Source organism: Parabacteroides caecihominis (genome assembly GCF_023656785.1).
GTDB lineage: Bacteria > Bacteroidota > Bacteroidia > Bacteroidales > Tannerellaceae > Parabacteroides > Parabacteroides segnis.
In genome coordinates this window covers 175,016-188,741 of the sequence record NZ_JAMOKS010000008.1, presented here as the reverse complement: position 1 = coordinate 188,741, position 13,726 = coordinate 175,016, and the positions used below count along the sequence as shown (strand labels likewise).

Genomic DNA, 13,726 nt, shown 5'->3' with positions numbered 1-13,726 from the left:
TAACTAAAAAGGTTGTAAAAATGAAAAAACGTAAGGAAAACATGACTCCGGATTACCGGAAGTCGGGCTATCTGAAAGTGGGTAGAAGTGTGTTGCGCGCATTTTTTATGGGAGAACGGGATCTTCATGAGTTGGCTTGTGTTTTACTCTGTGTCGAAACCTTTGCCTATTTCAGCGAAGGACAGGTTTGTTTGAACGACCAGGTTTATTTCTGTCATCCGGGAGAGTGGATCACTTCGTACACGGAGATCGAGGAACTGACCGGTATCGATCGCCGCCAGGTAAAGAAATGTCTGGTGAAGCTGGAAAAGCAACATTTCGTACTGGTGTCGAATGTCGGTTTTTACAAACGGATCGCGTTGGTCAATTATGAACAATCCGTACAGGTGCAACATGGGGAACCGGCGGCAAATAAAACGAACGAAATCGACCGGAATAATTCCGGTGGCAGTATCTGGGACGAAGCGATGAATTTTTATAATCCGGGTAATAATCAGAAAGGAGCGGTGAATTGATGAATGCACAAAAGAACATGCAGTCTCAGCCGAACACGAACCTCCGGCTGGAACAAGCCGTGATAGCCGGCCTGTTGATAAGTCCGGAAGCAATATTCGATGTGGCGGACCGGTTACAGCCGGATATGTTCAGCGACAACCGGACCGGTTTTGTCTACCGGGCGGTTCTTTCGCTGATGGCCTCCGGGATAGCTGTCGATATGCTGACCGTAGAGAATGAGATGCGACGGCTGGATAATAGCTTGTATATGCAGTTGAACGGATTGTCGTTTCTGTCGGACATGTTGCTGGACGTACGCACCGATGCCCATATCCGTATCCATGCCGACGAGCTGATTCGTTGTTATACCTTGCGCCAATTGGTGAATGAGTTGAAGAAAAAAGAGACGGAGGCGCAGTTGCCCTCCGCCGATGTTACAGCGTTATTGACGGGGATAGAAGATCTGGCCGGTTCCTTGCGCGATGGCATGGCACATGTTTCGTCGATGGAGAATGCCGGTGCGGTAGCCGCCCGTGTGTTGGATGAATCGTATCGTGAACAGGCTTTGCGTGAATCCGGGGAAATCAGCCGTGTCTTTTTCGGTTTGCATGACCTGGATGCGATGACGGGAGGACTTTACAAAGAGGAATTGACGGTTATTGCCGGACGTCCCTCCATGGGAAAATCGGCAGTGGCTTTGTGGATGGCACTCCATCAGGCGCGGCAAGGTATGGCAGTCGCCTATTTCAGTGTGGAGATGAGTAAAGAGCAAAATGTGATGCGACTGCTTTCGATGATCAGCGGAGTCAATGCGGATAGCTTGCGTTTTAAAGGTACTTCAGCTTCTGATCGTGCCCGGTTGGAAGAAGCAAAGAAGGAACTGGAGCGGTTACCGCTCACGCTGGAGTATTGCGGATCGGACACGATCGAAGATATGCGTGCCAAAGCCCAGTCTTTGCATAAGAAAGGCTGGTTGGGAGTTTTATATGTCGATTATCTGAATCTGATCAATATTATTCTATCAAAAAATGATTTGCAGGAGACGACAGATCTGGCCTTGGGCAACATCGCCCGTAAGGCGAAACTGATGGCGGAAGAGATGAAAATCCCGGTGGTTTTGCTGGCCCAGCTAAACCGTGATGTCGATCGCCGCCAGGGGAGTCATTTCCCGATGCTGAGCGATTTGCGTAATTCCGGTGCGATAGAACAGGTGGCGGATGGGGTCATATTCGTTTATCGTGCCGAGAAGTACAATATTTTTTATGATCCGAAGACAAAGGAAGATTTGCGGGGAGTGGGCATGTTGCTGGTTGCTAAAAACCGTAACGGGGCAACAGGTATAGCTAAATTCCGCTACAATCCGGCAATGACTTGCCTGACGGATTATGATCCGAGAGTGATATGATATAATGATAATTGAAAAGCATTTAAAATAACGGAAAATGTTAACAAATATAAACGTGAGAGGTGGCTCTCTAAATTTAAAGAAGTTATTAAAAATGGTTATCCCTGGGATTAGTAAGTTGTTTGTAATCTATCGCCTGTATATCAAAAATACAAAAAGATTACCTCGAAAGTTTATTATCGATTCGGACCGGAAACTGGTGTATTTGAATAATCCGAAAGTGGCTTGTTCTTCGATTAAAATCTCAATGTTCGGAGAACAGCCGGATATCCATGTTTTTGCGGGAGTTTATACAGAGGTAGAGTTGGATCAGGAGACCGGCCGGTATTATAAATTCACGTTTGTGCGAAATCCTTTCAAACGTTTGGTTTCTTGTTTTGAGGATAAATGCATACAGCATCCGGATGATATCTGCTGGGATAGTTATTTGTTTAGTAGTTTGTTGCGCGTACAGGATTTTAGTCAATTTGTACGTAGGGTTTTTTTACTTCCCGGTTGTCTGGACGAACCTCATTTTGCAGGGCAGTACCGATTGATTTATGACAAAGGTGATAAATGCCAGGTCGATTTTGTCGGTAAGGTTGAAAATATAAAAGAGGAATATGAACCGATCCGTGAACGATTTAATCTTCTTCCGTTATCTCATACGAACCGGGCTGCTTCGCTGACCGGAAAATGTTGGATGGATTATTACACTCCGTTTACGGCATGGCTCGTCTACCGGAAATACAAAAAAGATTTCATCGCTTTCGGATATGAAGATGAATACAGGAAGCTAAAGGAATATTTGAAAGGCAAGAAATGAAATCATAGAAATAATGTGCCAATTTAGAAATAATTGAACTATCTGTTTATAGTGACGGTAGTAACCAATTCTCCTCTTGAGAGGGGATAAGGGGTGTGTTAAAGCTAGTTATAGAGCGAAACTATGACACACCCCCTTCCCCCTCTCAAGAGGGGAGCCAGGTACAACCAGTTGCTATAAACAAACACTCATATCTGATATATTATGAACCGGAAAGATCGCATCAAACAAGTGGCTCGTTTGGAGGAGGTAGTTGAACGCTACCTGCCTCTGAAACGGAGTGGAAGCTCGGCGAAGACGCTGGTAGGACTTTGCCCGTTCCATGATGACCGGCATCCGTCATTCTGTGTGAATGTGAAAGAACAATACTATAAATGTTTTGCCTGTGGCGAGGGAGGCGACCTGTTCAAATTCGTACAGCGGATAGAAGGTTGCGATTTCCGTACGGCATTGAAGAAGCTGTCAGCGTGGTACGGTTTGCCGGATACGGAGGAAGATTACCAACCAGTCAAATATCCTCCGGTACGACCGAAGCGACAGCCGGCACTGGTAGAACCGGTCAGCCAACTCTGTATAGACAGCCTGCTCCGTAGCCACCGGATGATATTCGATTTGCTGGAAACCTATATTCCGGAAACGGATATTCTCCGCGAAACATATAAAACGTTTGAAGTTGGAATTGCTCCGGCTGCTCTGCCCGTCTCTTATGCGGATTTATGTGGCCGTATTATCTTTCCGGTACGGAATGAAAAGGGAGAACTAATTGCTTTTGCCGGACGATACCAAGGAGAAACGGAAGGGACGGATATCCGTAAATACGTCAATTCGCCGGATAGTCCGGTTTACCATAAAAGCGAAATTTTATATGGCTTATATCAAGCCCTGGAGGCAATCCGTGAACATCATTTTGTTTATATCACCGAAGGATACAAAGATGTGCTGGCCATGCATGCCGCCGGGTTCCGGAATACGGTGGCCTTATGCGGAACGGCATTAACCGAACAACATATAACGTTACTCAGTCAATACACCCATTACGCCATTATTATGCTCGACGGCGATGAAGCCGGGCAAACGAACGGGATACGATCGGCACGCTTATTGGTTGAAAAAGGCTTTTCGGTCGGACGGATCGTTCTTGAACCGGAGCATGATCCGGATTCCCTACTTGGTATGATGGGACGCGAAGATTTTACCGGATATATAAAAAGATTAACCCGTTTCAGTCGGTTGGAAGTTTATGAAACCGACCTGCTTCGGCAGATAAAACGCTTGTTGGAAAACTTACACCTGGCTTTGACGATAACGGAGCGAAAAGACTTATTTGCCGGAATGATCCCCCTGCATAAACGCTTGGAGAAAGTTACGCAGCTACTGGCGCATTCTCCGGTATTGAAGGCGGAATGGTTATTGGATTAGTCGTTGAAAATAAATTCAAAACAATTTCTAAAATAGAATATATGATTGTTGACCGAGAACGTAAAATAATATACTTGCATAATCCGAAATGTGGCGGAACATTTTTGAGGGATATTTATATCGAGAAGTATGGAAAAACAGATGCTACGAAATGGTGGAAACTTTTTTCAAAAGAATATGGAACAGATTTGGGGCATATAACGTATGATGATTTGCCTCGTTTTATAACGGAATGGGAAGATTACAGGATTGTTACGATGATCCGGAATCCTTATAATCGTTTTTATTCCGGAATAAAAGAGTTGAAAAAACAACTGGCTCCTTTTAACTTTTGTTCCATAAAAAACTTCAGATATTTTTATGAAAAGGAATGGTTAAGTTTGAACAAATACCAAAAAATATACGAATTATTGCGAAGTATATGTCCTGGGACATATACCGGTCTTCTGGTGAAGCTGAATCTCGCTTCACCAGAAGATTCTTGTAAATATATTTCTTCATTAAAGCGTAGTAAACAGGATGTTTTTTTGAGAAACAAAAGAATTCCCTGGATAGCTCCCCAAAGTAACTATATGGCTGACAAAGTAGAAATATTACGGTATGAATCGGAAAGCGATTGGGAAAAGTTGCTGGACACTTTCGGTTTGTCTGCGTATAAAGATCGTTTGGCAATAGCAAAGGACTATGCGATACCGGACGATATTCGGAAGAAGATTGAAAAATTATACCCGGAAGACTGGGAGTTATTTCTGATGTATGAAAATAAATAATCAATAGAAATATTTCGTATAAATGAAAATATTACATGTCATTCCTTTCCTGAGTGTAGAAAGCGGAGGACCGGCTGTCAGCACGCTGTTACCGGTCAGATATTTGAATAGAATGGGGGAAAATAGTAAAATTCTGACATTCCGTCCTCCTTCCGGGGAGACTGTCTTATCTGAAGAGTCATTTATCTGTTATTTGCCGGAGCTAAAAGGTTGGCGGAGACGTGTAAGTTATTCTTCCCGTTTAAAAGAGATGTTAGGGAAAGATACTGATACGGATGTTTATCATATACAGGGACTTTGGCAGTATCCGGTTTACCTGACTGCGCATATGGCCTGTAAAAAACAGATACCTTATGTCATTACTTTGCGCGGGATGCTTTATCCGGAAGCGCTGAAACAGTCGGCTGTCATAAAAAAACTGGCATTATCTTTTTTCCAGCGCCGGCAGTTACAGGAGGCGACATGTGTGCAGGCCACTTGTGAGGAAGAGATGCACTATTACCGTGAGATGGGGTTTACAAATCCGGTCGCTATTATACCTAATCCGGTAGAATTGGAACCGCTTGCAAATGATGTTTCGAAAACAGATGATATCAAGCGTTTTGGATACCTCGGCCGTATTCATCCGCGAAAACATATAGAACGGCTGATCGATTGTTGGCAACGGCTGGACGAACCTGGCGAATTGGTGATCATGGGAGACGGGGATAATAGTTATGTCGATTCCTTGAAAGAGAAAGTCAGAAAAGCACAGTTAAAACGGATTCGTTTTACCGGGTTAGTGACAGGTAATGAAAAAAATCGTCTGCTCGCTTCCCTTTCCTGCCTGGTTGTTCCCAGCGACTTTGAAAACTTCGGCCGCATTATACCTGAGGCTTTGATGCAGAGCATTCCGGTTATTGCATCGACAGGCACTCCGTGGCAGGAACTGGAAACATGCCGGTGTGGCTGGTGGGTGAAGAATGATACGGAGACATTGACTGATACGATGCGTAAAGTGTTGGCGTGTGATAAGGGCTTGCTGGATGAAATGGGCGAGCGGGGACGACAACTGGTGCTAAAGAAATATACTGTGGAAAAAGTATCCGGACAACTGGAAGTAATGTATGACTGGGTAACCGGGAAAATGGATAAACCTGATTTTATATACTATTAGTGGATTGGTAAAAAACGAATATAAAATGAATATAAAAGTTTCAGTAATAATTCCCATATATAACAGAGCTTATTGTTTGGCCCGTTGCCTGGACTCTGTTTTGTCCCAGACTTTTACAGATTGGGAATGTATTTTGATAGATGATGGTTCTACCGACGGGAGCTTATCGGTGTGCCGCCATTATGCAGAGACAGACTCCCGTTTCAGGGTATATAGTCAATCGAACAGTGGCGCTTCCGTTGCCCGCAACCGGGGGGTGGAATTGGCCCGGGGACAATACATTGCATTTATCGACAGCGATGATTGGGTGGAAAGGACTTATTTGCAACTATTATATGATGCAGTCGGCGAAGATACAATGTCGTTTTGCGGACAGGATGAATTTGACAGCCAGGGAGTACGAAGCAAGGAGATGCCGGTAAAAAGTGACGAATCGTTTTTGTTGGATAATAGTGGAGCGGACTTGATTGCTTATTATTTTTTTGATTCGAAGCTCTTGTTTGGACCTGTGAATAAATTGTATGCACGAAAGATCATCGAAGACTATCACATTCGTTTCCCTGTCGGTATCGATTGGGGAGAGGATACGATTTTTAATTATACATATTATAGTCATGTCAGTAAGCTGAAAGGTGTGCCTTTTACTTTATATCATGTTATGAAACAAAAGGTTTCATTGACGACAGAGGCGAAATATGATTATTTCCTTTCTGATTCGAGACAAAAAAGATGGGATGGTTTCTCTGATTTTCTACAAAAGAAAGGTCTTAATCATCCCAGGCTGATGCTGGTTGCGGATAATTATTATATCTACCTCTTTTGTGAATCGACTGCCGGTTCGATTTTTGTACACGACCGATTGTCATGGATAGAACGTTATAAACGGATGAGAGGGTTAGTCATGAGTGCCGACCGGAGTAAATTCAAGAAGTATATCATTCGGCCGGGATCATTGGCCTATAAGTCTGTTGCTGTGTATTTCAGACTACCGGTTCTCCTCTTCTTGTTTTATGAAATCAAATATCTCTTTTTGAAAATCAAATAATCTATTAATAAATATTGAAGGATATGAATAAGAATGATTTGGCTAGAGAAATAGCGAGCCGCATGTCGGTAACGGTTACTATGGCTTCTCAATTAGTGGATACCCTGTGTGCCGTAGTTGGAGAATCGATCCGGAAGGATGAGTCTGTGTTGTTACAAAATTTCGGGCACTTTCAACCCTGGCAACAAAAAGAACGTTTCGGACGCAATCCGCGTACGGGTGTGGAATGTCCGATTCGTAAGCGAGTGAGCGTGAAATTTAAACCGGGAAAAGGGTTACTGGAACTATTGAATGAGAAACATGAAGATACAGACATATGTGATTAATTTGAAGCGATCCGCAGATCGCCGGGAGTATATCTTGAAAGAGACCGCCCGGTATGCCTGTATGGATGTCGAGCTGGTGGAAGCGGTAGACGGATACCGGCTTTTACCGGAAGAAACGGAGCGACTGTTTGATGTCAAACGCTTTACTTATCGTTATAAGCGGCATCCGTATCCGGGCGAGGTCGGATGTACCCTGAGCCATCAGGAATGTTATCGCCGATTATTAAATTCGGACGAAGAGGTCGCATTGATATTGGAAGATGATATTGTTTTTCTTAAACCCGAGCTTGTGGATGCTGTCATGACTGAATGTTGCGAGATGCTGAAAAAAGAGAAAGGCGGTGTATTTATCTATTCTCTTTTGTCGGTGAGTTCTACCAGAGGGAGGGATATGGGAAACGGATATAGTATGTACCGGGTATGGTTCGGACTGGGAACTTATGTCTATCTGATACACCGGAATGTGGCGAAAAAACTGCTGACGGATTTCCCGTCGGTATTGGCTGACGATTATCAGTATATGAATTTGAAAGGAATAAAGGTGTATGGATTATTCCCGCTTTTTTCTACAGGTGACAGTATGGGGACGGATATTCAACAGGGCAAGCAAGATATAGAATACGTGACGGATATCCCCGTGCGCTATAGATTGCAGAATTTCTTCAGAGGCGGTTGCCGGCGATTATTGCTCTTATTACATATACTGTCTGTGAGATAACCGATTAATAAAATTAGATATATGAAAATAATCAATTATTTATTTGCTGTATTGTTTTGTTCTCTTTTATTCTCTTCTTGCGGAAAAGTAAAAGATATCGCTTACTTGCAAGGAGATGACCTGTTTAAGCGGATGGATGTCTCCGATTCCGTTGAAATAAAAATCAGGAAAAATGATATTTTGGATATTTCCGTCAGTTGTGCCGAACCTGAGTTATTACAGCCGTTTAACAACCTGTCATGGGGAAATAATTATTCCGGAAATTACGGAGCAGGATATAATAACCGTGGTTATCTGGTAGAACAGGACGGGACCATTAATTTCCCTCTGTTGGGAAGGCTCAAAATACAGGGATTGACCCGGCGCCAACTGATAGAGTTGATTCAGGACAAGCTGAAGAAAGGGGATTATATAAAAGATCCGGTAGTAACAGTTCGTTTTCAGAATTTTAGGATACAAGTGTTGGGCGAAGTGAATCGTCCCGGTTCATATAACATCACTTCTGATCAGGTCACTCTGTTCGAGGCTTTGGCGCTTGCCGGTGATTTGACAATCCATGGACGTCGTAACCGGGTTGCCGTGGTCAGGGAAACGGATGGCGTACGGACGATTCTGTATCATGACCTGCGTTCGAGGGATGTTTTCAATTCTCCTGATTTTTATTTGCAGCAGAACGACCTGGTCTATGTGGAACCTAACCGGGTACGGGCGGAAGCAAGTACCCAGAATCAGTTCACCAACGTCGGCACCTGGTTGTCTTTGATTTCGTTCCTGATGTCAACCTGCGTACTTATCTTTAAATAAAATACTTATGAATGATGATAAGCCTTATATAGAAGAATGGCATTTGAAAAGCGAGTTGAATATTCGTAAAGTCTGGGATGTATTGCTTATTAAATGGCATTGGTTTGCATTGTCGGTGTTCATCTGCCTCATGCTGGCTTTTGTTTACATACGTACTGTCCCGGTTGTTTATAAACGGGAAGCAGTTGTTCAGTTAAAAAATACAGCGAAATCGGAGGAAGCCTTCAATGAAAAACAGTTGTTTGAGGATGGCAATAATATCGACGGGGAGATTCTGATTTTTAAATCCCGTTTGTTGATGGGCGAAGTTATACGGCGGTTAGGATTGGATATCAACTATGCTGTGGATGACGGGTTGAAAAGCAGGGATTTATATACCGACTCTCCGGTGGAAATCAGTTTTCCGGATTCTTCTTTTTCCAAACCGGCTATTTTCTCCGTTATCCCTTTGCCGGAAGGCGGCTTTCGGATAAAAGGGCTGGAGGATGATCCGGATGGTGTGATGAAATATACTTTTGGCAAGCCGCAGAATAGCCCGCTGGGTAGGATGATTGTCAGGCGTACTTCTTTTTTCAATGACGAATGGCTGAATGTTCCGATACAGGTAACATGTAGTGATCGTAAATCGCTTATCAGTTTATATCTGGACGGGCTCGAAGTCGAGCGGTCGGCTAAAGATGTCAATTTATTAACGCTCACTTACCAGGATACAGATGCAAAGCGGGGAGAAGATATCCTGAATACGTTGATACAAGCGTATGTGGATGAGTCGATGCAGGATAAGAACATGATTATTCGCAGTACGGCACTTTTTATTGACGAACGTTTGCAGTTGATCAATGAAGAATTGGGCGATGTGGAGAATAATATTGAAAATTACCGGAAGCAGAATCAATCGGCGGATTTGGCTGAAGAAGCTAAAATCTATTTGGGAAACCGGAACAGGCATGATATGGAGATCACCGAATTGACCAACCAGAGGGAATTGGTTGAATTGGTACAGATGTATCTGCATGACCCGTTGAAAAACGAACATTTGCTTCCGGCTAACACTGGTATAACGAGTGTCGGTGTGGAGGGAATGATCGATAAATATAACACGACATTATTGGAACGGAATAAGTTGATGGTGAATGCGGGTGACAATAGTCCTGCCGTAAAAGAGCGAAGCAGCCAACTGGCCTCCTTACGGAATGCTATCGCCCAAAGCCTGAGAAATACGAAAGAGGCGATCGATATGAAGCTGGATTATACCCGTAGAATGCAGATGCTTGAAATCGGGAAGATCAGTAGTATTCCGACTCAGCAGAAATATGTTTTGTCGGTGGAACGTCAACAAAAAATCAAAGAAGAACTGTTTCTTTATCTATTGAACAAACGGGAAGAAAATGCATTGTCGCTGGCTACGGCCGACAGCAATCTGCGTATTGTGGATAGTGCTTATGCGGCCGAAATGGCGGGAGCAAATGCCTTGATTGTTTTATTGGTAGCCTTTCTGGTTGGTTTATTGGTTCCCGGTTTATGCTTCTATATCCGTCAGTTACTCGATGTAAAAGTACGTGGGCGTAGAGATATTGAGGAGAATCTGACCATTCCTTTTCTGGGGGAAATACCTCGTAAATCGAAAAAATCAGGTTTGGTGGTGGTACACGAACAAGGGCGCGACGCTGTTTCGGAGGCGTTCCGTGTCATTCGTTCCAATCTGGACTTTATGCTGAGCAAGAAAGGAGAAGTACAGTCGATCATGTTTACTTCATTTAATCCGGGTTCGGGGAAAACTTTTATTTCAGCCAATTTGTCTGTGGCATTAGCATTGGCCGGTAAGCGGGTTATTTTGTTGGAAATGGATATTCGTAAAGGTTCGGCAAAGAGTGAAGATGGAACTGTGCCGGCAGGGATAACTAATTATTTATCCGGCAAGGTGTCGGGCATCAGGGATATTATCCGGAAAAGTGAATGGCATGATACCCTGGATGTTATTACCTCCGGGCCAGTTCCTCCCAATCCGGCAGAACTATTGCTCAGCAATCGTCTGGACATGCTGATGGAGGAATTAAGAAGGGAATATGACTTTATTCTGATAGATACTGTCCCTTATGGAGTAGTGGCGGATGCACAGGTAATTAACCGGATTGCCGATTTATGCATTTATGTGATCCGTGAAGGACGTTTCGACCGACGGTTATTGCCGGATGTCGAGAAACTTTATACGGATGGCAGATTGTCACATATGGCTGTTGTTCTGAATGAAGTCTGTTATGAGCAGGCAGGCTATTACGGCTATTATGGTTATTATGGCTATGGATACGGAAATAAAAAGGAATAGTGATGAAAATAAAGACTTATATAATAAATATGAAAGAATCCGTCGAACGAAGAGAACGGGTTCTGGAGGAGGTCTCCCGCTATTCTTTCCTGGATATCGAATGGGTGGAGGCTGTGAACGGGAAGCAACTTATGGAGGTACAGATAGGACAGTTATTTGACCGGAAAAGATTTTATTCAAGATATGACCGTGAACCGCTACCTGGAGAAATTGGCTGTACGCTAAGCCATAGGGAGTGCTATCGCAGATTGCTTTGGTCGGATTGCAAATATGCGTTGATCTTGGAAGATGATGTTTTTTTTCAGCATCCCGATGATGTTAATTGGATATTTGGAAATATGGATAAGGTAATGATTTCTGATAAAAGTTGTATTATCACACTGGCTTCCCATCAGCTTTATTTCACGAAAGATATTTCTAAGTTAGGAAGTTATTCTTTTTACCGGTTCATAAAAGCCGTGGGGACTTGTGCCTATTTGGTGAACCGGCATGCTGCTGAAAAATTATTATCGGTCAACAAACCGTTTATTGTTGCCGATGATTTTGAATATATGTTCAGGCATGGGATTTATCTGTTAGGGATATATCCGTATCTGGCATTTGGAGCTTCTTCCGAACAACTGGTTGAGTCGGAAATAATCCAGGATCGCAAATCATCCGGGATACGAAAGACTTCCTTTAAATACAGAATGACCAGATTTTTTGATTACAAATTATATGGTTTATTATGGAGGTTGAAGATCGTGAAATTCAGATTGTAAGTGGGCTATCACATTAATTGAAATGATCGGATGATACGTTTGTTAGCATTATATCTACTTTACTTATTTCAGAAAATCAGATATCTGGGCCGGGTTAATCTGGTCGGGTTCAGCATAATCCTTGCATTCAGGAATTCGTCTATTTCGATAGGTAAAGGGTCCGGACTCTGTAGTACGCCAGTATATAATTTGTTAGGCATGTATCAAAGGACGATACTGGTGGCAAGGCATGGAGGAACTATACATATCGGGGAAAATGTCGGTATATCCGGTTCGACGATTTATGCCATGAAAGAGATACGGATAGGAGATAATACGTTTATAGGAGCCAACTGTAAGATCGTAGATAATGACTTCCATGCATTTGAGCCGGGACTGAATTTTACGACCGATCCTCTTCATCTGAAAATGAAACCGGTTTCTATCGGCGAGAACTGCTTTGTCGGGATGAATTCAATTATTCTAAAGGGAACCGTTATCGGAAAAAACTCAATTGTAGGAGCCGGTAGTGTGGTGTGTGGCAAATTTCCGGAAAACGTGGTGATTGCCGGAAATCCTGCCAGGATAATAAAGTATAGGAGTATTGACAGTAAAGAATAATCAGATGAAAATTTCATTTATAGTGGTAGATATCACAGCCAAAGCCGGGACAGAAAGAACGACAACCTTATTAGCGAATACTATGGTGAGAAAAGGACATGAGGTGCGGATCATTTCCCTATTCCGTCAGAATATATCGCCGGCTTTCTTTCTTGAAAAAGAGGTGGGTATCGTTTATGTAACCAGTGAAGCGTATTCTATTCACAGTAGTCCATTTAAGCGTTTATTGCGGATAATCCGGTCTTTCTTTTCTTTTCGGGAAATGATACGTAAAAATGATTCCAGCCTGTTTATAGGGCAGAACTTCTTAGTTAACCTGTATTTATATTTTTCCGGTTTTTCTAAGAAATCGATTGCCTGCGAACATAACTTATATAATATCTATCCTTTGCCCATCCTTTTTTTTCGGGAATATGTCTATAAATCGTTTTATAAACTGGTGTCTCTCACTGAGAAGGATGCCGATAAATTCAGGCGGAGGCTGAAAAATGTCGAAGTCATACCTAATATGTTGACTTTTACACCAAAAGGGGAAGCTGATCTGACATTAAAAAGAATCCTCTCGATAGGGCGCCTTTCTAACCAGAAGGGATATGACTTATTACTGGAAGCTGTCAAATATATATGGAAAGATTATCCCGACTGGCATCTGGATATTTTCGGGGAGGGAGAGATGCATGCTTTTTTAGCGGAAAAGATAAAGATGTGTAATATGGAAAAATATGTATTCCTGAAAGGGTATACGCAAGATGTAATTTCTGAATATTTGTCTTCTTCCATTTATGTCATGTCTTCCCGTTTTGAAGGGTTTCCAATGAGTCTTTTAGAGGCGACTTCCTGCGGACTACCGGTTGTTTCCTTCGATTGTCCGGAAGGGCCTGCCGATATAATAGGAGAGGATAGAGGAATCCTGGTTCCACCGGAGGATATTTCCGGATTAAAGACGGCTCTTTTAAAGTTGATGGATAGTCTCGATAGGAGAAATGAGTATGGGGAAAATGGGAGATCGTTCGTATTTCAAAACTATAACTCCGAAGCGGTTTATAAAAAATGGGATATGCTATTCCAATCTTTTGTTAATTCTCAGAGTAAATAG

The 13,726-nt window shown here is 42.9% G+C and carries 14 protein-coding genes; all 14 read left to right on the top strand.

Annotated elements, in window-relative coordinates; genetic code table 11:
* Positions 1 to 20 precede the first annotated feature (20 nt).
* Positions 21 to 515 carry a hypothetical protein gene (locus tag NBH14_RS08725; RefSeq protein WP_186960944.1) on the top strand — a complete coding sequence of 165 codons (495 nt, stop codon included), beginning with the start codon at positions 21 to 23 and terminating at the stop codon, positions 513 to 515.
* On the top strand, positions 515 to 1,900 hold the full coding sequence (locus NBH14_RS08720; RefSeq protein WP_186960943.1) for a replicative DNA helicase: 1,386 nt from the start codon (positions 515 to 517) through the stop codon (positions 1,898 to 1,900). The genes NBH14_RS08725 and NBH14_RS08720 overlap by 1 nt, the downstream gene beginning before the upstream one ends.
* A gap of 37 nt (positions 1,901 to 1,937) precedes the next feature.
* A complete protein-coding gene (locus tag NBH14_RS08715; protein WP_186960942.1) occupies positions 1,938 to 2,705 on the top strand; it encodes a sulfotransferase family 2 domain-containing protein in 768 nt (255 codons plus the stop codon).
* A 204-nt stretch (positions 2,706 to 2,909) separates the two neighbouring features.
* Positions 2,910 to 4,124 carry a DNA primase gene (locus NBH14_RS08710; protein WP_186960941.1) on the top strand — a complete coding sequence of 405 codons (1,215 nt, stop codon included), beginning with the start codon at positions 2,910 to 2,912 and terminating at the stop codon, positions 4,122 to 4,124.
* Positions 4,125 to 4,165: 41 nt separating this feature from the next.
* Entirely contained in the window at positions 4,166 to 4,894 is a 729-nt protein-coding gene (locus NBH14_RS08705; protein ID WP_186960940.1) for a sulfotransferase family 2 domain-containing protein, read from the top strand.
* 22 nt (positions 4,895 to 4,916) lie between these two features.
* Entirely contained in the window at positions 4,917 to 6,050 is a 1,134-nt protein-coding gene (locus NBH14_RS08700; protein WP_186960939.1) for a glycosyltransferase, read from the top strand.
* 25 nt (positions 6,051 to 6,075) lie between these two features.
* Positions 6,076 to 7,095 (top strand): glycosyltransferase, encoded by a 1,020-nt coding sequence (locus tag NBH14_RS08695; protein ID WP_186960938.1) that lies wholly within the window; start codon positions 6,076 to 6,078, stop codon positions 7,093 to 7,095.
* Between the two features lie 23 nt (positions 7,096 to 7,118).
* Positions 7,119 to 7,421: an HU family DNA-binding protein gene (locus tag NBH14_RS08690; RefSeq protein ID WP_010803429.1), complete on the top strand. Its 303-nt coding sequence runs from the start codon at positions 7,119 to 7,121 to the stop codon at positions 7,419 to 7,421.
* The gene (locus NBH14_RS08685; protein ID WP_010803428.1) at positions 7,396 to 8,139 is read left to right on the top strand and encodes a glycosyltransferase family 25 protein; all 744 of its coding nucleotides are present in this window, start codon (positions 7,396 to 7,398) and stop codon (positions 8,137 to 8,139) included. The genes NBH14_RS08690 and NBH14_RS08685 overlap by 26 nt, the downstream gene beginning before the upstream one ends.
* 21 nt (positions 8,140 to 8,160) lie before the next feature.
* The gene (locus NBH14_RS08680) at positions 8,161 to 8,943 is read left to right on the top strand and encodes a polysaccharide biosynthesis/export family protein (protein WP_010803427.1); all 783 of its coding nucleotides are present in this window, start codon (positions 8,161 to 8,163) and stop codon (positions 8,941 to 8,943) included.
* A 7-nt stretch (positions 8,944 to 8,950) separates the two neighbouring features.
* Entirely contained in the window at positions 8,951 to 11,269 is a 2,319-nt protein-coding gene (locus NBH14_RS08675; RefSeq protein ID WP_186960937.1) for a GumC family protein, read from the top strand.
* A gap of 2 nt (positions 11,270 to 11,271) precedes the next feature.
* A complete protein-coding gene (locus NBH14_RS08670) occupies positions 11,272 to 12,030 on the top strand; it encodes a glycosyltransferase family 25 protein (RefSeq protein WP_128133483.1) in 759 nt (252 codons plus the stop codon).
* A gap of 198 nt (positions 12,031 to 12,228) precedes the next feature.
* Entirely contained in the window at positions 12,229 to 12,630 is a 402-nt protein-coding gene (locus NBH14_RS08665; RefSeq protein WP_284705595.1) for an acyltransferase, read from the top strand.
* Positions 12,631 to 12,634: 4 nt separating this feature from the next.
* Positions 12,635 to 13,726 (top strand): glycosyltransferase family 4 protein, encoded by a 1,092-nt coding sequence (locus NBH14_RS08660; RefSeq protein WP_128133485.1) that lies wholly within the window; start codon positions 12,635 to 12,637, stop codon positions 13,724 to 13,726.

Excerpts from the sequence above, each read along its gene's own strand:
- NBH14_RS08725 (WP_186960944.1), top strand. The coding sequence starts at position 21 with ATGAAAAAACGTAAGGAAAACATGACTCCGGATTACCGGAAGTCGGGC.
- NBH14_RS08720 (WP_186960943.1), top strand. The coding sequence starts at position 515 with ATGAATGCACAAAAGAACATGCAGTCTCAGCCGAACACGAACCTCCGG.
- NBH14_RS08715 (WP_186960942.1), top strand. The coding sequence starts at position 1,938 with ATGTTAACAAATATAAACGTGAGAGGTGGCTCTCTAAATTTAAAGAAG.
- NBH14_RS08710 (WP_186960941.1), top strand. The coding sequence starts at position 2,910 with ATGAACCGGAAAGATCGCATCAAACAAGTGGCTCGTTTGGAGGAGGTA.
- NBH14_RS08705 (WP_186960940.1), top strand. The coding sequence starts at position 4,166 with ATGATTGTTGACCGAGAACGTAAAATAATATACTTGCATAATCCGAAA.
- NBH14_RS08700 (WP_186960939.1), top strand. The coding sequence starts at position 4,917 with ATGAAAATATTACATGTCATTCCTTTCCTGAGTGTAGAAAGCGGAGGA.
- NBH14_RS08695 (WP_186960938.1), top strand. The coding sequence starts at position 6,076 with ATGAATATAAAAGTTTCAGTAATAATTCCCATATATAACAGAGCTTAT.
- NBH14_RS08690 (WP_010803429.1), top strand. The coding sequence starts at position 7,119 with ATGAATAAGAATGATTTGGCTAGAGAAATAGCGAGCCGCATGTCGGTA.
- NBH14_RS08685 (WP_010803428.1), top strand. The coding sequence starts at position 7,396 with ATGAAGATACAGACATATGTGATTAATTTGAAGCGATCCGCAGATCGC.
- NBH14_RS08680 (WP_010803427.1), top strand. The coding sequence starts at position 8,161 with ATGAAAATAATCAATTATTTATTTGCTGTATTGTTTTGTTCTCTTTTA.
- NBH14_RS08675 (WP_186960937.1), top strand. The coding sequence starts at position 8,951 with ATGAATGATGATAAGCCTTATATAGAAGAATGGCATTTGAAAAGCGAG.
- NBH14_RS08670 (WP_128133483.1), top strand. The coding sequence starts at position 11,272 with ATGAAAATAAAGACTTATATAATAAATATGAAAGAATCCGTCGAACGA.
- NBH14_RS08665 (WP_284705595.1), top strand. The coding sequence starts at position 12,229 with ATGTATCAAAGGACGATACTGGTGGCAAGGCATGGAGGAACTATACAT.
- NBH14_RS08660 (WP_128133485.1), top strand. The coding sequence starts at position 12,635 with ATGAAAATTTCATTTATAGTGGTAGATATCACAGCCAAAGCCGGGACA.